17 protein-coding genes and 1 pseudogene are annotated in these 16,960 nt (G+C 51.1%); 5 read left to right on the forward strand and 13 right to left on the reverse strand.

The window, feature by feature from the left end:
- The first annotated feature begins 145 nt into the window (after positions 1 to 145).
- The gene (locus AC3ISQ_RS11305) at positions 146 to 544 is read left to right on the forward strand and encodes a VOC family protein (RefSeq protein WP_489353242.1); all 399 of its coding nucleotides are present in this window, start codon (positions 146 to 148) and stop codon (positions 542 to 544) included.
- A gap of 241 nt (positions 545 to 785) precedes the next feature.
- On the opposite strand, the gene AC3ISQ_RS11310 is transcribed toward AC3ISQ_RS11305, so the two are convergent.
- Positions 786 to 1,562, reverse strand: coding sequence for an SDR family NAD(P)-dependent oxidoreductase (locus AC3ISQ_RS11310; RefSeq protein WP_489346514.1), 777 nt, complete (start codon positions 1,560 to 1,562; stop codon positions 786 to 788).
- Positions 1,563 to 1,736: 174 nt separating this feature from the next.
- On the opposite strand from AC3ISQ_RS11310, the gene AC3ISQ_RS11315 reads away from it, so the two are divergent.
- Positions 1,737 to 2,687, forward strand: coding sequence for a LysR substrate-binding domain-containing protein (locus AC3ISQ_RS11315; RefSeq protein ID WP_489346516.1), 951 nt, complete (start codon positions 1,737 to 1,739; stop codon positions 2,685 to 2,687).
- On the opposite strand, the gene zntB is transcribed toward AC3ISQ_RS11315, so the two are convergent.
- The 3 genes from zntB to AC3ISQ_RS11330 all read right to left on the reverse strand — a co-directional run bounded on the left by zntB (position 2,637) and on the right by AC3ISQ_RS11330 (position 5,870).
- On the reverse strand, positions 2,637 to 3,620 hold the full coding sequence (zntB, locus tag AC3ISQ_RS11320) for a zinc transporter ZntB (protein WP_489346518.1): 984 nt from the start codon (positions 3,618 to 3,620) through the stop codon (positions 2,637 to 2,639). The two genes, AC3ISQ_RS11315 and zntB, sit on opposite strands and share 51 nt — an antisense overlap.
- A gap of 118 nt (positions 3,621 to 3,738) precedes the next feature.
- A complete protein-coding gene (locus AC3ISQ_RS11325; protein ID WP_489346520.1) occupies positions 3,739 to 5,370 on the reverse strand; it encodes a peptide ABC transporter substrate-binding protein in 1,632 nt (543 codons plus the stop codon).
- Between the two features lie 149 nt (positions 5,371 to 5,519).
- Entirely contained in the window at positions 5,520 to 5,870 is a 351-nt protein-coding gene (locus AC3ISQ_RS11330) for a hypothetical protein (RefSeq protein WP_489346522.1), read from the reverse strand.
- A 152-nt stretch (positions 5,871 to 6,022) separates the two neighbouring features.
- Here AC3ISQ_RS11330 and mpaA point away from each other — a divergent pair, with 152 nt between their 5' ends.
- Positions 6,023 to 6,733, forward strand: coding sequence for a murein tripeptide amidase MpaA (gene mpaA, locus AC3ISQ_RS11335; RefSeq protein ID WP_489346523.1), 711 nt, complete (start codon positions 6,023 to 6,025; stop codon positions 6,731 to 6,733).
- Here mpaA and ycjG read toward each other — a convergent pair.
- The gene (ycjG, locus tag AC3ISQ_RS11340; protein WP_489346525.1) at positions 6,730 to 7,701 is read right to left on the reverse strand and encodes an L-Ala-D/L-Glu epimerase; all 972 of its coding nucleotides are present in this window, start codon (positions 7,699 to 7,701) and stop codon (positions 6,730 to 6,732) included. The genes mpaA and ycjG overlap by 4 nt on opposite strands.
- Positions 7,702 to 7,887: 186 nt before the next feature.
- On the opposite strand from ycjG, the gene tpx reads away from it, so the two are divergent.
- A complete protein-coding gene (tpx, locus tag AC3ISQ_RS11345) occupies positions 7,888 to 8,391 on the forward strand; it encodes a thiol peroxidase (RefSeq protein ID WP_489346527.1) in 504 nt (167 codons plus the stop codon).
- 50 nt (positions 8,392 to 8,441) lie between these two features.
- Here tpx and tyrR read toward each other — a convergent pair whose 3' ends face one another.
- The 7 genes from tyrR to pspA form a co-directional block, all read right to left on the reverse strand.
- Complete coding sequence (gene tyrR, locus AC3ISQ_RS11350) at positions 8,442 to 10,019, reverse strand: transcriptional regulator TyrR (protein ID WP_489346529.1); 1,578 nt, start codon at positions 10,017 to 10,019, stop codon at positions 8,442 to 8,444.
- Between the two features lie 326 nt (positions 10,020 to 10,345).
- Complete coding sequence (locus tag AC3ISQ_RS11355) at positions 10,346 to 11,404, reverse strand: TIGR01620 family protein (RefSeq protein ID WP_489346531.1); 1,059 nt, start codon at positions 11,402 to 11,404, stop codon at positions 10,346 to 10,348.
- On the reverse strand, positions 11,401 to 12,798 hold the full coding sequence (locus AC3ISQ_RS11360) for a YcjX family GTP-binding protein (RefSeq protein WP_489346533.1): 1,398 nt from the start codon (positions 12,796 to 12,798) through the stop codon (positions 11,401 to 11,403). The genes AC3ISQ_RS11355 and AC3ISQ_RS11360 overlap by 4 nt, the downstream gene beginning before the upstream one ends.
- Positions 12,779 to 13,039: a phage shock protein PspD gene (locus tag AC3ISQ_RS11365; protein ID WP_489346535.1), complete on the reverse strand. Its 261-nt coding sequence runs from the start codon at positions 13,037 to 13,039 to the stop codon at positions 12,779 to 12,781. Before AC3ISQ_RS11365 ends, AC3ISQ_RS11360 begins: the two co-directional genes overlap by 20 nt.
- A 65-nt stretch (positions 13,040 to 13,104) precedes the next feature.
- Complete coding sequence (gene pspC, locus AC3ISQ_RS11370; protein ID WP_489346537.1) at positions 13,105 to 13,464, reverse strand: envelope stress response membrane protein PspC; 360 nt, start codon at positions 13,462 to 13,464, stop codon at positions 13,105 to 13,107.
- Positions 13,464 to 13,691 carry an envelope stress response membrane protein PspB gene (gene pspB / locus AC3ISQ_RS11375; RefSeq protein WP_489346538.1) on the reverse strand — a complete coding sequence of 76 codons (228 nt, stop codon included), beginning with the start codon at positions 13,689 to 13,691 and terminating at the stop codon, positions 13,464 to 13,466. The genes pspC and pspB overlap by 1 nt, the downstream gene beginning before the upstream one ends.
- A 50-nt stretch (positions 13,692 to 13,741) precedes the next feature.
- A complete protein-coding gene (gene pspA, locus AC3ISQ_RS11380) occupies positions 13,742 to 14,407 on the reverse strand; it encodes a phage shock protein PspA (RefSeq protein WP_489346540.1) in 666 nt (221 codons plus the stop codon).
- A 164-nt stretch (positions 14,408 to 14,571) separates the two neighbouring features.
- On the opposite strand from pspA, the gene pspF reads away from it, so the two are divergent.
- On the forward strand, positions 14,572 to 15,570 hold the full coding sequence (gene pspF, locus AC3ISQ_RS11385) for a phage shock protein operon transcriptional activator (RefSeq protein WP_489346542.1): 999 nt from the start codon (positions 14,572 to 14,574) through the stop codon (positions 15,568 to 15,570).
- A gap of 41 nt (positions 15,571 to 15,611) precedes the next feature.
- Here the strand turns inward: pspF and AC3ISQ_RS11390 are convergent.
- Positions 15,612 to 16,933: pseudogene (locus AC3ISQ_RS11390) on the reverse strand (IS4 family transposase).
- Positions 16,934 to 16,960 lie beyond the last annotated feature (27 nt).

Below are 16,960 nucleotides of genomic sequence, written 5' to 3' on the forward strand. Positions count from 1 at the left end.
ACCCTCTCCGCCTGCCAACCGCAGGCGGGACTTTCCCCGCACAAACTTTCCGATCTTGCTCACAACTTCAGCATAATCTGCCTGACATTAGCAATTTTACTCTATACTGTTTATTCATACAGTCAAATGGAGGTTGCCGGTGAATATGAACATTACCCCTTGTTTGTCCCACGTTTCGTTAGGAACCAATGACTTTGATAAAGCTGCGGAATTTTACGATCAAGTGCTTGGTGCATTAGACTGCCGTCGGGTGTTGGAACATCCCGGGGCGATTGGTTATGGCCGTGATTACCCTGAATTTTGGCTGCAAACGCCGATCGACGGTAAACCTGCGGGCACTGCCAACGGTGTTCATGTTGGTTTCTTTGCCACCAGCAAACAGCAGGTCGATGAGTTTTATCAACACGCGATTGCGGCTGGTGCAAAAGATGACGGCGCACCCGGATCGCGTCCACATTATGGTGCGCAATATTATGGCTGCTTTGTTCGCGATCTAGATGGGCACAAGATAGAAGCCAGTTTCTGGGATGAAAGTGCGGCTTGATGTATGACGGATATATACAGGCGAAAAAACAGACGAAAAAAATGCCGGTAATTAAACCGGCATTGTTTGAATCAAATGTGCTATGCAATAATTCTAAAAATAAGAAAGTAAGACAATTATGGAGCGCAACGCCCATCGCTTGACGTTGCATTCACCTGCGAGATAGATAATGCCGCAAAATACAGCGCTAAATCTTGATATCGCTCAATGTTAATAGAGTCTGTTTGAAGAGCGTGGATAATCAGGCGTTACGACCTGCCATCACCCCGCCATCAACGTCCCAGATAGCGCCGGTTACCCAACCCGCTTTGTCAGAAAGCAAGAAGGCTACAGTTTCTGCCACATCAATTGACGTGCCTACACGACCGATCGGGTGGAAGCTGTCGAAACTATCCATCGCCCCTTTAACGTCTTCCTTCGGCATGAAACCTTCATAGATTGGAGTATGTACAACCGCCGGTGACACCGCGTTAACGCGGATACCGTTACCACCTAATTCAATCGCTAGGTTTTTCGTGAGTGCATGCAGGCCAGCCTTTGCCATGGAATATGCCGCGGACGGCGTAGCGCCGATCGCCTGCTGTGCCCACATGGAACCAATGTTGACAATAGAACCCTTGATACCAGCCACGACCATGTTGCGCACGACATCACGAGTGATGAAGAATAACGCGCGGTTGATTCTCATATACATGTCGTAGTCCGAAGTTTCATTCTTAATAAATGCTTTTGGGAAGAATACACCGGCGGCATTAACCATCAGGCTGATATCCTTATGTTCCGCATTAATGGTATCCATAACCTGTTTCATGCCTTCTTCTTTCATTAGGTCGGCAACGATAATGGAAACCGGCCCCATCATCGCCAATAACTGGCGTGCCTGTTCTGCTTTATCTGCACGGTTGCCGACCAACACCACGCTACCACCATTTTCGAGAACCTGTTTGGCCGTCTCAAACCCCATACCGCTAGTACCACCAACAACCAAAAGTTTTTTACCGGAGAATAATGTGCTCATCGTTAACCTCTATCCAATTGAGAGTTTTAGCAAAGGTGCGCCTCGTTCAGTGAGCAAATCATGCCACTGCGGCTTTTTTCTGACGAATGAGAAGAAATAACGAACCAAGAAAGAAAATCTTTCTCGCTTAGGTATACTGGACATGGCTAAAGACAAATTCGATGGAGAGTCACAATGCGATCGCTCAACAGGCTTAAATGGCTTCACGCTTTTGAAGCCACCGCCCGGCATGGCAGTTTTACCGGAGCCGCTGAAGAGTTAGACGTCACTCCTGCCGCTGTCGGGCAACTGGTTAGGGCTCTGGAAGATTGGGTCGGTCATCCACTGTTCCATCGAACTCGTTCGGGCAAAGAACGTCTGACACTGGTATCTGAAGCACAGGCCGCCTTGCAAGACATTACGCAAGGCCTAGACAACTTGGAGTTGGGGCTGAATAAGTTGCGTGGTCGGCGGGCTCGCTCTGTCGTTTTGTTGACCGCGTCCCAAGTTTTAGTGATGAACTGGCTGATGGAACGCCTGAACCGGTTTTCAGAAACCTATGAAAATATTGACCTGCGTTTGAATGTCACAGAAAAACTGATGGATGTTTCGTATGGAGAAGCAGACTTAGGCATCCGTTGTGGGAAAGGAGATTGGCCCGGCGTAGAGAAAACCTGGTTGATGGATGAGGAAGCCGTTTTGGTTTGCAGCCCCAGAATCATTCCGCCGACAAAGGAATACTGCGGCGAGTGGTTGGCATCCCAAAAGCTCATTCGTGATGATACGCCACATCCGGGCGCCAACTTCCCCACTTGGGATGACGTGTTAGCGGCGACCAATGCCCCTCCCGCCAGAGAAAATAGGCTGCATATTAACTCCACATCGGCCGTTATTCTGGCGGCACTTGGCGGACAAGGAGTTGCCATCGTTCGTTTAGCATTGGTAAAGCAACTCATTGCCCTGGGGCAGTTGCAGCAACTCCACCCCGAGCAACGCTGGCCGCTGGCATGGTCGTATTACGTGGTGACTCAACAAAATACAAAAATGCGGGCGGAGGTCAAAATTTTCCACGACTGGCTAATACAGGATGTGCTGTCAGAGCCAGCGCCGGTGTTTAAGCCACCAACCAATCCCCACCACCAGTAATACCAGTAGCATACAGAAAACCACAAAACCGATTTTACTCTCCCCGCCTGGAATGCCGCCAAGGTTGACGCCAAACAGACCGGTTAAGAACGTGGTCGGTAAAAATATCATGGCAAGTAACGACATAGTGTAAGTCCGACGGTTCATTGCATCGGCCATCACGTTAGCAATTTCATCCGTCAGGATTGCGGTGCGTGCAATACTGCCATCCAAATCGTCCAACCCACGACCTAAGCGATCAGCGATATCTTGCATCCGACGGCGATCATCATCACTCATCCACGGTAAACGGTCGCTGGCTAAACGTGAAAATACGTCTCGCTGCGGAGCCATATAGCGACGCAACACGATCAGTTGCTTGCGGATCAACGCTAATTGCCCCCGCTCCGGTACTTGCTGATCCAACAATGCATCTTCTAAATCGATAATTTTGTCGTGCAAATCTTCGATAAACTCGCTGGCGTGATCGGTTAACGCATCAGAAATCTCAACCAACCAACTGCCGCTATTAATCGGGCCATCGCCATGTTGCAGATCTTTAACCACTTCGTCGATTGAATACACTTTGCGATGACGAGTAGAAACGATCAGTTTGTCCGTCATATAGACGCGGAACGTGACTAACTGATCGGGACGAGAATTGGTGTTGAAGTTGATAGCGCGCAAGGTAATCATGGTGCCATCAGCCACGCGGCTCACGCGCGGGCGCGTGCTTTCGCCGGAGAGCGCTTCTCTCACCGCGTCTGGTAACAGCGGTGTGTTATTCAGCCATTCGGTGCTGGCTTGATGTGCGTAATCAAGGTGCAACCAACAAGGTTCTTCACAGCTAACCTGATCGTCATACTCAATCGGCGTAACGCCACCTTTGCCATCGAGCTGATATGCGTACACCGCGTCGGGAACCTGCAGTTCACGCCCTTCAATAACATCCATTGAACACCCCTTTTTCTTTTCTGAGCAAAGTTTAGCGTTAATGCTTTGCAAATCAAAGGGAGACACAGATCGAAAAAAGCCCTCCAGATGGAGGGCTCAGTAGTGACAACAACGTTGATCAATGCTTCACGATATACATCGTCTGGCTATAGGCCACGTCTTCTGGATTGGTGATCGGGTAGCCTTTCACCCACGGTTTAATCAAGCGCCCGTTGGTATATTGATAGATCGGCGCGATCGGGGCTTGATCGGCGATGATCTGCTCGGCCTTGTTATAATCGGCGCTCAAAGCCGCTGGGTTGGTTTCATGTCCGGCCTGCTCCATCAACTTGTCGTAATCCGCGTTGTGGAATTTGGCGATATTACCGGTGTGTGAAGAGGTCAGCAGCGACAGGAAGGTCGAAGGTTCGTTGTAATCGCCGACCCAAGAAGCGCGCACCACATCAAAATTACCGGTATTTCGGCTATCGATATAGGTTTTCCATTCCTGATTTTGCAACTTCACATCCACACCCAGTTTTTTCCACATCGACGCGACAGCAATGGCGATCTTCTGGTGGTTCTCTGAGGTGTTATACAGCAGCGTCAGTTTCAATGGATTGTTTGGCCCATATCCTGCTGCCTGAATCAACGCCTTAGCCTGTGCGTCCAGTTCAGCCTGCGATTGTTGTTGCAGCAAACTGGTTTCTGGTTTGAAACCGGCGGTCACGTCTGGCGTAAAGTGATAGGCCGGTTTTTCCCCGGTACCCAGCACTTTTTCAGCGATAATTTTACGGTCGATGGCATAAGACAGCGCCTTACGCACACGCACATCGTTGGTTGGTGCGCGTTGAGTATTGAATGCGTAGTAATAAGTGCCTAATTGATCTGGGGTATAAACCTGCCCTGGGAGATCTTTGAGTAACTTCTGGTACATGTTTTTCGGGAAGGATTCAGTGATATCAATATCATTAGCCTGATAACGCTTAGTGGCGTTAGATTCCTGATTGATGGGTAAGAAAGTCACTTTGGTCAACACCGTATGGGCATGATCCCAATAGTATTTATTTGGCGTCAGCACTAATTTTTCATTGACTACCCGGTCTTGCAACTGGAACGCGCCGTTACCGACCAGATTGCCAACTTTAGTCCAATCGCTACCGTATTTTTCAATCACTGCGCGAGGGACTGGGAACAGGCTAAAGTTCGCGGTCAGGCTGACGAAATAAGGCACCGGCTTATTCAGTTGTACTTTCAACGTATGATCATCCACCGCAGTCACACCGAGTTTGTCGGTAGGTAACTTACCGGCGATGATCTCTTGCGCATTTTGAATACCGGCCAACTGAGCAAACCAAGCGAATGGCGACAGACTTTTTGGGTCTACCAAACGTTGCCAACTATAAACAAAGTCTTTTGCCGTGACAGGGTCACCGTTTGACCAACGCGCATCTTTGCGCAGTGTGAAGATATAGGTTTGGTTATCCGTGGTTTTCCAACTCGTCGCCACGCCTGGGATCACTTTGCCATTGGCATCCTGATTTACCAAGCCTTCGAACAGATCGCGTGCGACTTGCGCTTCCGGCAGCCCTACCGCTTTGATCGGATCTAATGACGCCGGTTCATCTTTAATATGACGTACAATTTCCTGTTTCTCTGCCAGAACTGTACCGGGCGGCACCTGCGCCGCAATCGCGTTATTGAAACAAGCAACAACCGCCGCTGCACATAAAGCCAAACGCAAACCTTGCTGAGTTTTTATTGTCGTCATCTTTGAACCATCCCAGTTAACCATCTGAATTACTTATCATATAGCACAAGATACTGCACCGAGCAGACAAGATTTAAAAACTGGGGGCTAAACGATAAAAAAATGCCCATGCGACAGCGGCAACATGGGCATTTTTTAAAGAGCAGCGATTAGTCGTAGAGATGAATACTGGTGATCTGATAGCTGAACTCTTCACCTTCTTCTTCATCGGTGATGGTGAAGAAACTTTTTTCGGTTAATGGATTTGAGCTGATATCGGTTTTTTGCCACTGGCGTGATTCGACATCGTCATAGCCATAATCGAGATAGAAAGCGTTTTTCTGGTAATCAATATGCAAGGTAAACGGATAATTGGATTCATCACCACGGCCATCATCGTTTTTCACCACGCCAAACCACTCACCCTGACGGATCTGGTTTTCCTCATCCACACCGCACAGCAGCGTGATGGTATCTTTTTCATTTTCGCTGTAACTGGCAATTATTCTGGCGACTGGCATGTTAAATCCTCTGTATGTTATTGGCTTTGCATTGGTCGTTAGTATATACCCAAAATGGTGACAGGTATTTATTGAGATTTTACGCTGGGAAAGATGCCCAAAAGCGTAATACACTGAATCGAATAACAATCAATCACTGATGGAGCAGCAGCATGACCCAGCATCGACCGCGTAGTGAACGTGGCCAATTGGCAGTTGCAGGTGAGAATTACGGGAGTTCATTATTAGGTGCGCCGTTGTTATATTTCCCAGCGGCAGTCAAAACGCCAGAGACAGGTTTGATTATTGCCGGAACTCACGGCGATGAAAATGCAGCCGTCGTGACGCTATCTTGTGCCTTACGCACTATTACCCCGGAACAACTGCGTCACCATGTGGTGCTAGCGGTGAATCCAGATGGCTGTCAACTCGGGTTGCGTGCCAACGCCAATGGTGTTGACCTTAATCGCAACTTCCCCTCCGCCAACTGGCGTTCCGGCGATACGGTTTACCGCTGGAATAGTGCCGCAGAGGCACGCGACGTCAAGCTCTCTACTGGCGGCCGTCCCGGCTCTGAACCGGAAACGCAAGCGCTGTGCCATCTGATTCATCGTTTGAAACCGCGCTGGGTGGTTTCATTCCACGAGCCGTTAGCCTGTATTGAAGATCCTGACAGTTCGCATCTTGGCGTTTGGCTGGCGCATAAATTTGCTTTGCCACTCGTCACCAGCGTCGGCTACGAAACACCCGGTTCGTTTGGCAGTTGGTGCGCAGATTTATCACTACCTTGCATCACCGCCGAGTTCCCACCGATTTCAGCCGACGCCGCCAGCGAGCAATATCTGGATGCGATGGTGGAATTACTGACTTATCCCAACAGCTAAACAGAAAGATTGATCGCCCCGCAAGAGAAATTCAAACCTGGCTCCACGTCTTGTGCCAGCCAGGTTGGCCCATCGAAATCGACAAAGCGTGCGCCTGGCGCTAACGGTAGAGCGGCATTAATCGCTCGCGAGGTGCAAAGCATACAACCCAGCATAATAGTGAACCCAGCTTCACGCGCCTGCTCAGCCAGTTGCCAAGCCTCGGTCAAACCACCGGTCTTATCCAGCTTGATATTGACCATCTCGTAGCGCCCTTCCAGCTTGGCTAAGTCGGTGCTGGTGTGGCAACTTTCATCGGCGCAAATCGGCAACGGATGGATAAAGTTTGCCAGCGCTTCGTCACTCCCTGCAGGTAGTGGCTGTTCCAACATCGCCACGCCCAAATCCGCCAGCAACTGACAGCGGGCGGCTAATCCTTCGACCTGCCAAGACTCATTGGCATCAACAATCAAAATGGCGTCGGGTACCGCGCTACGTATCGCGACCAACCGCTCGCTGATCAAATGGTCATCCAATTTGATTTTCAGCAATGTGGCACCTTGTTGATTCAGTTTTAGCGCAGCAGCGGCCATTGTCTCTGGTGCACCGATGCTCAGGGTTTGCGCCATCACAATCCGTTCTGGCGCTTCAACGCCGCAACGCTGCCACAGATCTTGCTGATGTAAGTGGCACTCCAGATCCCACAACGCTGAATCGACCGCATTTCGCGCCGCACCCGCTGGCATCAACTGTTGTAACTCTTGCCGTGTCATACCGCGTTCAATATGCGGAGCGATTTCTTTCAACTGCGCCATCACCGAGGCTTCACTTTCGCCATAGCGTGGATACGGCGTGCATTCTCCTACACCGCGAAGCCCTTGCTGTTCAATTTCAACCACCATCACTTTGGCTTCGGTACGGCTGCCACGGGCAATGACAAAAGCCGTATGTAATGGCCAAGCTTCCGGGTAAAAACGCATGTTTCTCATCACTACTCCTGAATGGAAAATACGCATAATGTCAGTCCTATACGCAGGGGTAATCTAATATATACAACTGTTTAGCAAACTTTCTATATCCAAGCCATGAATGTTGCCTTAAACTGGCCGCAGGATGTAAACCTAGTGTTAACTAGGCTTGCGTCCTTGTATAAACATTGGTTAAGGAATTCAATCATGACTCAGACAGTACATTTCCAAGGTAATCCAGTTTCAGTTAAAGGCAAACTACCAGCCGCTGGCGAACAAGCTAAAGCCTTCTCTCTGGTCGCAAAAGATCTGGCCGACGTCGCGCTGAGCAGCTTCGCAGGTAAACGTAAAGTTCTGAACATTTTCCCAAGCGTTGATACCGGTGTCTGTGCTGCTTCTGTGCGTAAATTCAACGAATTGGCTAGCAGTGTAGATAACACCGTGGTGTTGTGCATTTCTGCCGATCTGCCATTCGCCCAGTCTCGTTTCTGTGGTGCAGAAGGCCTGAGCAACGTGGTCACGCTGTCTACTCTACGTGGCGCGGATTTTAAACAGGCTTACGGTGTGGAAATTGCCGAAGGTCCGTTGGCTGGCCTGACCGCTCGCGCGGTAGTGGTGCTGGATGAGCAAGACAAGGTGTTGTACAGCGAGTTGGTGAACGAAATCACCACCGAGCCAAACTACGATGCTGCACTGGCTGTATTGAAGTAAGCTTAACTTCGATCAAAAAGGCCTGATTTGATATCAGGCCTTTGTTTTTATTACTCTTCGCTATCGTCGCTGGCTTTGCGACTACTATTACTCAAACCATATTCCCGCAGCTTGTTAGCAATCGCGGTATGAGAAACCCCCAACCGTTTCGCTAGTTTGCGCGTACTTGGGTAAGTACGATACAAACGCGTCAGCACTGAACGCTCGAAACGTTTGCTGATGTCATCCAGCGAGCCATCCATCACTTCGTCGCCCAACGACATTTCAACCTCAAACTCTGGCAACACAATGTCTTGTGGACGTAGTTCATGGCCTTCGGCTTGGGTCAGTGCGCGGTAAATAGCGTTTTTCAACTGACGCACGTTGCCCGGCCAACCGTATTTGCACAGGAAGTTGTTTAGATCGTTCGCCAGCTTAGGTCGCGCCACACCCTGTTCATCGGCAAAGCGCGCCACAAACAATTCGGTCAACGGCATGATATCCTGCGGGCGTTCACGCAACGGCGGAATACTGATGGTCAGCACGTTCAAACGGTAAAACAGATCTTCGCGGAATTCCCCACGTTGCACCAGTTCGGTCAGGTTTTTCTGTGTGGCACAGATCACCCGCACATCGACATGCATTTCGTGATCTTCCCCGACGCGGCGGAAAGTACCGTCGTTGAGGAAACGCAGCAGTTTAGTCTGCATACGCGGCGACATTTCGCCAATCTCGTCCAACAACACCGAGCCGCCGTTGGCCTGTTCAAAGAAGCCTTTTTTACCTTCGGTCGCCCCCGGATAAGCGCCCGGTGCATGGCCAAACAGTTCGCTTTCTGCCACATCATCCGGCAGCGCGGCACAGTTCAGCGCTAAGAAAGGTTGTTTACCACGTGGGCTGCGTAGATGGCAGGCTCGCGCCAGAATATCTTTACCGGTGCCGGTATCGCCGATAATCAGCAAGGGTGCATCGAGCATTGCCAATTTCCGCGCTTGATCCAACACGTTACGCATTTTCGGGCTAGCGGCGACGATATGGTCGAATTCGGTATCGTCATTGACCGACAGATTCTGCAACTGCCGCCCCATCCGCGCGGTGGATTTCAACATCACCACCGCACCAACGGTCGCACTTTGCTGATTCTCGTCGTCCAGATAGATAGGCGTAATATCCATCAAGAAGTCTTGGCTGCGGATCACCACACGCTCGGAATGTGGAGACGCATTTTCGCTTTCCAACCAACGGCTAAAGTTGTAACTGCTGATCAACCCACTTGCCGTTTGGTTACGGATTTTGTCTTCGGTGAAATTGAATAGATTTTGTGCCGCCGGGTTAGCCAGTTCCACCTTGCCTTTCATATCGATGGAGAACACCGGTTCGGGCATCGACTCCAACAACGCACGCAGCGCGCGATGTTCGCGTTCCGAAGGCATGAAATTCACCGTCCGCACGTCGGTCACACCAGCAATACGGCGAATTTCCACCATCAGGGCGCGGAAGGTATCAAAGTCGAGTTGGGAAAAATTAAGGTAAATGCGGCCAATGGGATCGATTTCGATGCCATGTAAATCAATGCGGCGCAATACCAAAAGATCGAGTAACTCTCGGGTGAGACCGAGGCGGTCTTCGCAAAATACTTCCAAACGCATCAGTATTGGCCTTATCTCTGCAATGTTCTGCATCTACGGGATGACTGGCGACGATGATACTCCCTCATCCCGAACGGAAGAAGCAGTCTGTCAGCAAAAGTTGACAGATCTCTGATTTATCTCTAATCCAGCTGACTCTAAACGCAACTGAATAATACTATTGACGTAATTTTTACTCGTTGCCAGAAATTTATCACAACTCACAAAATAATATTAGTTGATTATAGCGCTTTAGAAGAGAAATCGTCTTTCGTCAACAATCAGTGACGAGCGGGAAACAAAGGCAGGAAACGGCTACGCCCAGTCAAGCGTAGCCGGAGAGAAGATTATGTTTTCTTTTCGCTTTTCTTCATGGTGTCTTTCAATTGGGCAACTAATTGCCCACGGAAGTCACCCAACTTAGGCTTATCGCCATCGAGCCAAGGCAGCGGGCGACACAACTCCATCGCTTTAATACCCAAACGTGCAGTCAATAAACCAGCGCCAATGCCCTGCGCTGCACGGGTTGAAAGACGTGCCGCCAGATCTTGCGACATCCAATCCATCCCCACTTCACGAACCAGTTCCGAAGCACCAGCAAAGGCGATATTCAACAATACTAAGCGGAACAGGCGCAGACGGCTAAAGTAGCCTAGTTCAATGCCATACAGCGCGGCGATGCGGTTAATCAGACGGATGTTGCGCCAAGCGATAAACGCCATATCGACTACGGCCAACGGGCTGACGGCAATCATCAAAGTAGATTCAGCCGCAGAACGACTGATTTCGCGCCGCGCCTGATTGTCCAACACTGGCTGAACCAGTTTGGCGTACAGTTCAACCACTTCACGATCGTTATGGGTTTCATGCAGCGAAGCTTGCCAGCGTTGCAATGCGGGATGCGCTTGATCCAATCCCGCCTGTTGCGCCAGTTTTTCACAAAATTCGCGCCCTTTGCCCAAACCGTGGCTATGCAGTAACTCGCGTGCGACATCGCGTTCTTCGGCACGTTGGCGTAAGCGATATAACCGTCGCCATTCGCTGACCACCGAACCAACACCAGCACAGACGATCAATCCGCCCGCCACACCGCCACCCAATGCAACCCAATCCTGCTGTACCCATGAGGTATGCAACCATTGAACGCCCTGTGCGATAACGCTAACGCCAAACAACGTCAGACCAGCGGTGACCATTTTGCGCCATAGGCTGCGTTTGGGTTTCAGTGCCGCGTTGATAATGCCTTCTGCGCGCCCTTCTTCCTCTTCCTGCTCAAGTTCTGGCGCGGTCGGATAAAACTTCTCTGCTTGCTGTTCGTCAAAGTTCAGACTCCCGCGCAGCACCGGCTCTTGTGGCGGTTGCAGGGGTTCTTCGAAATCGATACGCGGTTTTAACGGCTCGCTCATCGCAATTTATCTCCCAATAAAAACTCCATCACCGCGTCCAGACGAATGTGCGGTAATGGGCTGTCCACGCTCATCGCTTGCGGGCGGAACTCATCAAAGTGGAATCCTTGGCTCTGCCAGAACGTCGGCCCCGGTAATCTAGCCGGAACTTCGCCAGGGAACACCGTCAGCGGTGCGCCGTCGCTCAAGCGGTTGCCTTTCAACGCTGGAATACGTTGACCATGATGATCGACAATCCCGCTTTCGGTGGCCTGTACCGACGCTAAGCCGACACAGTCCATGCTGATACCTTCAAACGCCGCATTCTGCCAAGCTTCTTGCACCAGTTGCTGCAACAGCGAGACCAAATTGGCGTGCTGATCGGCGGTGATGTGATCCGCTTTGGTGGCGGCAAACATCAGTTTGTCGATGGTCGGTGAGAACAGTCGGCGGAACAACGTGCGTTTACCGTAGTGGAAACTCTGCATCAGTTGTGTCAGTGCCAAGCGCATGTCATTAAACGCCTGTGGCCCACTGTTGAGCGGCTGCAAACAATCCACCAACACGATTTGGCGATCAAAACGGACAAAGTGCTCTTTGTAAAAAGCCTTAACGATCGACTGGCAGTAATAATTAAAGCGCGCACGCAGCATGCCGATGTTGGTGTGTTTATCTGCCTGCGCCAGCTTGGCTTCGCTGCTGTCATTGACTTGCGGCCAAGGGAAAAACTGCAATGCAGGAGCGCCAGCCATATCTCCCGGCAACACAAAGCGCCCCGGTTGGATAAAGTGCAGCCCTTCCGCTTTGCAACGCAGCAGATAATCGGTGTACGCCTGCGCGATCGCTGCCAGTTGGTTTTCATCTGCCAGCGCTAACGGATCGAGTTTGTTACACAGTTCCAGCCACGGCCGCGCCCATTCGGCACGATCGCCCTGCAATAAGTGGGTCATCTGCCGCGACCACGCCAGATACTCCTGCTCCAGCATCGGCAAATCGAGCAGCCACTCGCCCGGATAATCGACGATCTCCAGATACAATGTGGAGGTCTCTTTGAAATGGCGCATCAGGGAATCATTGGAGCGATAACGCAATGCCAAGCGAATTTCGCTCACACCACGCGTCGGCGTCGGCCAGCTCGGTGGAGAGCCGTAAAGTTGCGCTAATCCTTCATCGTAAGTGAAACGCGCGATGCCAAGATCACGCTGTGGAATGCGTTTTACGCCGAGCAAACGATCCTCGCGCACAGGCGAAAACAGCGGCATTCGAGCGCCGCTGTGAACATGAAGTAATTGATTGACGAAGGCGGTAATAAACGCGGTTTTACCGCTGCGGCTCAGGCCGGTTACCGCCAAACGCAGGTGCCTGTCCATCCCACGATTGACCAGTGAAGTTAACTCATTTTGTAGTCGCTTCATCTCTATCCTTTATATGACGCCCGAAAACTTTGCCTAGCCCTTTGCGAAATAACGGTTCCAGCACCATCGCTAATAAAATCCGCAGTGGCTTGCGGGCAACGCCGCGCAAAATCCAAGTGGTCGCGCGTGCGGGTCCGTAACTCATTAACGCTATGATGATGACTTTAGACAATGTCTTCAACATTGCACTGGCTCCTGATTGAAAAGTTTGGGATTGGGTCGCATCGAATTTGCTGGCCATGAGTGCCCTCCAGTACCCGTGCAATGCCTGGCCTGCTCGGGTGGCAGGCCGAAGAGATAAAAGTGCTATAGCTTACGGAAACGGCTCTGAACGCCGAAGGTATCGGAGGTGACGTAGCGCTCCACTTGGCGCAGTTGCTGCTCGCCACTGCCTAATTCATATTCCAGTTGATCGAGTAACTGGCGCGGCGTTTTCTGGTGCTCGCCTTCAAAACGGCTGGAAGGTGCTTCATCCAGCACGAAAGTCAAAATGATATAACCCGCGATAGTGAAGAAAAACAGCCCGAAGAACAGCGACAGCACCACGATGACGCGGATCAAACGCACCGGCACATCAAGATAATGAGCCAAACCAGCGCAGACCCCTTTCAGCATGCCTTCTTCCGGCACCCGATAAAGTTTTTTACTGCCCAGTGTATTCGCCATTATGACTGTCTCCAGTTCGGATGTTCTGCGTCGAGGATCTCTTCCAGCGACTGAATACGTTCACGCATGCGTTTCGCATCTTCTGCCAGTTGCGCCAAACGTTGCATTTCTTGGCTGGTCAACTGGATGCCGTTTTGTTGCCGATTGCTGTAATGCAGCCAAAGCCAAATCGGTGCCACAAACAGCACGAAGATGGTCAACGGAATGGCAAGTAATAAAGCACTCATTTCAACTCCTTGTTATTGGTGGCGGCCATCGAGAAATGGCCGCAATTATCTTACTCTGAGCGATTCATTTTGGCTTTCAGCGCAGCCAGTTGCTCGCTGATGGCATCGTCGGCTTTCAGTTCGGCAAATTCTTGATGCAGCGACTTCTTTTTACCAATGCTGATGCTTTCTGCTTCGGCTTCCATGTGATCGATACGACGCTCGAACTGCTCAAAACGCGCCATGGCTTCGTCCAGCTTGCCGCTGTCCAGTTGACGACGTACTTCACGTGAGGAGGATGCCGCCTGATGGCGCAGCGTCAACGCCTGCTGGCGAGCGCGAGTTTCAGTCAGTTTATTTTCCAACTCACCGATTTCGCTCTTCATGCGATCCAGCGTTTCCTGCACCGTCGAGACTTCATTGGTCAGCGTCGTGATAAGGTCTGCCACTTTCTGTTTTTCGATCAGCGCCGCACGTGCCAGATCTTCTTTATCTTTACGCAGCGCCAGTTCGGCTTTGTCCTGCCAGTCGTTAAGCTGGGTTTCACCCTGCTCAATGCGACGCAGCAACTGCTTTTTCTCCGCCAATGCGCGGGCTGAGGTGGAGCGTACTTCAACTAAAGTATCTTCCATCTCTTGAATCATTAAGCGAACCAGTTTCTGTGGATCTTCAGCTTTATCCAACAGAGTGTTGATGTTGGCATTCACGATGTCGGCAAAACGAGAAAAAATACCCATAATCTACTTCCTCTTTAAAGTTGGCGTTTCAATACGCTTCCCTTAGCTATTATCAAAATCCGTGCCAACTTTTATTTCATTGATAGATAACAATTATTTATTTTTGACTCTGTCTCGCGTTGCTGTAAAGTGATTATTTTCACCAACTATTGGCGAATTTTATCATGAGCGAGCAGATAGAAAACTTATTGGGCGAAGCAAACACCTTTATCGAAGTATTGGAGCAAGTCTCGCAACTGGCAAAATTGAATAAGCCGGTGTTGGTGATTGGTGAACGCGGGACGGGTAAAGAGCTAATTGCTCATCGTTTGCACTACCTTTCTAACCGTTGGCAAGGGCCGTTTATCTCGCTCAACTGCGCGGCGTTAAACGAGAACTTGCTGGATTCCGAACTGTTTGGGCACGAGGCTGGCGCGTTTACCGGTGCGCAAAAACGCCATTTAGGGCGCTTCGAACGCGCCGACGGCGGAACTTTATTCCTCGATGAACTGGCTACCGCGCCGATGCTGGTGCAAGAAAAATTGCTACGGGTGATTGAATACGGGCATCTCGAACGCGTCGGCGGCAGCCAACCGTTGCAGGTCGATGTGCGCTTAGTGTGCGCCACCAATGACGATTTGCCGGCCTTGGCCGCGGCGGGTAAATTCCGCGCCGATTTGCTCGATCGTCTGGCTTTCGATGTGGTGCAACTCCCGTCGCTGCGCCAACGCCAGCAAGACATCATGCTGTTAGCCGAACACTTTGCCATTCAGATGTGCCGTGAGCTATCGTTACCGCTGTTCCCCGGCTTTACCGAACACGCGCGCCACACCCTGCTCACTTACGGCTGGCCGGGTAACGTGCGTGAGTTGAAAAATGTAGTGGAGCGTTCGGTCTATCGCCACGGCAGCAGCGACGATGCGCTGAATAACATCATCATCAACCCGTTCGCCCACCATGAAACCCCACCGGTTAGCGAACTTGTGGAACCTGAAGCCAATCTGCCTACTCTGCCGTTGGATTTTAAACACTGGCAGCAGGAACAAGAGAAAACATTACTTGAAGCGGCATTGCGCCAAGGGCGTTTTAATCAGCGCAAAGCGGCTGACTTGCTGGGACTGACCTATCACCAATTACGCGGGATGTTGAAGAAACATGCGTTATTGCAAAATGGGGATGAGTGAAGTGTTAATCACAAAAAGGAGCCCCGAAAGGCTAATGCCGGTCACTTAAGGTGACCGGCATTGTTTTTTAAAGGGTATTTGCCGCGCCTTCCCCTTATTTCTCTGGGATAACTTCGCTCCCGACGCAACGCCAGTACCAGATGCTCTGCCTGTTCATAAAAGTGTTTCATATGGCCCGGTATCGCTCCCGGCGATGTCCCCGGTAGACTGATAAGTAGCCGCCAGATTTCACTCAGTGCTCCACTAAAGCTCAGCTGGTACGGCAGGTAGTCTCCTTTCAGCGTGAAGGCCATTTTTACCCTCTGATAGCGCACCAGGTTGTACGTCAGCAGCACGCCCCACAGCTCCTGCCTGACCATCTCCGGCAGCTTACTGCGCAACAGCCAGCGATTTCCCAGTAAACCTTGTTTTGTCTCCCGGTACCCCAGCTCGATTTCCCACCGATGCGCATAAAGCTCGTTCACGCTCGCCGCCGGATAGCGCATCGGGTCAGTCAGCGACGTCAGCACCTCCCGTGTTTTGCCCCCTATTGTTTTTGTCAACAACCGCGCTTCTATGCTTTCCGGCAACGCAGGCCACTGCTTGCGAGCCTGTGGTGTCGTTTTAATTCGCACCAGCCTGTCCTGTCTGCCCAGTTTGCTTATCACTTCATATTGCGTATTTTTCTTCAACGGCAGCAGCCAGTGGCGATTATTTCCCGCCGTCTGCCAGTGATGTAACAGCCCCACTGAGTAAAAACCTTTATCGAACAACGTGATACTGTTGTCCGGAGTCTTGTCTGTCAGCTCCGCAGCCAGCCGCATCTCATTGACATCGTAGCGGCCAAACGTGCTGGCTGTTATCAGATGGCTGCTCAGTTCCATCAGACAGGCCATCCTCACCTGTGGGTAGCCTCTGTCGCCATGCTGATTTGAGGCCTTACCGAAGGCGACCTCGTTTTCCGGCGTATCCTGTGTTTGCCAGACCACACCGTCCACGGCGAACAGGTTCAGCCCACACCAGGTCGGGTGCCTGGCCTGTTCGTTCCAGTGTCGTTGCGTGATATCGAACAACTCTCTGACAGCAGCCTCGCCGAGGGTCTGACGCCGTTGTATCACCGAACTGGTGGCAATCCAGGGCGTGCCGGAGCGGTCGGCGATGTCCATAAGGTTGACGATATGGGAAAGGGGGCGCTGGTTGAATACGGCCATGCCAATAACCAGCCAGACCATGGACTCCAGCGGGAGTTTGCGTTTGCGCAGAGTGACGGTATCAGTGAGCGTCAATGCCTGTTCAATCATACTGGCGGGCAGGAGGTCAGCCAGTGTATGAATCTGTTCCGGGCAGTGAGATTAATAATGCCAAGTGCATGAGATAATTGCATAAAAAAAGGTCCATGGAAGCCATGAAC

The organism is Serratia sp. KH_031 (genome assembly GCF_057839655.1).

Bases quoted from the DNA above. Each gene is read 5' to 3' on its own strand.
- AC3ISQ_RS11305 (WP_489353242.1), top strand. From the start codon at position 146: ATGAACATTACCCCTTGTTTGTCCCACGTTTCGTTAGGAACCAATGAC.
- AC3ISQ_RS11310 (WP_489346514.1), bottom strand. From the start codon at position 1,562: ATGAGCACATTATTCTCCGGTAAAAAACTTTTGGTTGTTGGTGGTACT.
- AC3ISQ_RS11315 (WP_489346516.1), top strand. From the start codon at position 1,737: ATGCGATCGCTCAACAGGCTTAAATGGCTTCACGCTTTTGAAGCCACC.
- zntB (WP_489346518.1), bottom strand. From the start codon at position 3,620: ATGGATGTTATTGAAGGGCGTGAACTGCAGGTTCCCGACGCGGTGTAC.
- AC3ISQ_RS11325 (WP_489346520.1), bottom strand. From the start codon at position 5,370: ATGACGACAATAAAAACTCAGCAAGGTTTGCGTTTGGCTTTATGTGCA.
- AC3ISQ_RS11330 (WP_489346522.1), bottom strand. From the start codon at position 5,870: ATGCCAGTCGCCAGAATAATTGCCAGTTACAGCGAAAATGAAAAAGAT.
- mpaA (WP_489346523.1), top strand. From the start codon at position 6,023: ATGACCCAGCATCGACCGCGTAGTGAACGTGGCCAATTGGCAGTTGCA.
- ycjG (WP_489346525.1), bottom strand. From the start codon at position 7,701: ATGAGAAACATGCGTTTTTACCCGGAAGCTTGGCCATTACATACGGCT.
- tpx (WP_489346527.1), top strand. From the start codon at position 7,888: ATGACTCAGACAGTACATTTCCAAGGTAATCCAGTTTCAGTTAAAGGC.
- tyrR (WP_489346529.1), bottom strand. From the start codon at position 10,019: ATGCGTTTGGAAGTATTTTGCGAAGACCGCCTCGGTCTCACCCGAGAG.
- AC3ISQ_RS11355 (WP_489346531.1), bottom strand. From the start codon at position 11,404: ATGAGCGAGCCGTTAAAACCGCGTATCGATTTCGAAGAACCCCTGCAA.
- AC3ISQ_RS11360 (WP_489346533.1), bottom strand. From the start codon at position 12,798: ATGAAGCGACTACAAAATGAGTTAACTTCACTGGTCAATCGTGGGATG.
- AC3ISQ_RS11365 (WP_489346535.1), bottom strand. From the start codon at position 13,039: ATGGCCAGCAAATTCGATGCGACCCAATCCCAAACTTTTCAATCAGGA.
- pspC (WP_489346537.1), bottom strand. From the start codon at position 13,464: ATGGCGAATACACTGGGCAGTAAAAAACTTTATCGGGTGCCGGAAGAA.
- pspB (WP_489346538.1), bottom strand. From the start codon at position 13,691: ATGAGTGCTTTATTACTTGCCATTCCGTTGACCATCTTCGTGCTGTTT.
- pspA (WP_489346540.1), bottom strand. From the start codon at position 14,407: ATGGGTATTTTTTCTCGTTTTGCCGACATCGTGAATGCCAACATCAAC.
- pspF (WP_489346542.1), top strand. From the start codon at position 14,572: ATGAGCGAGCAGATAGAAAACTTATTGGGCGAAGCAAACACCTTTATC.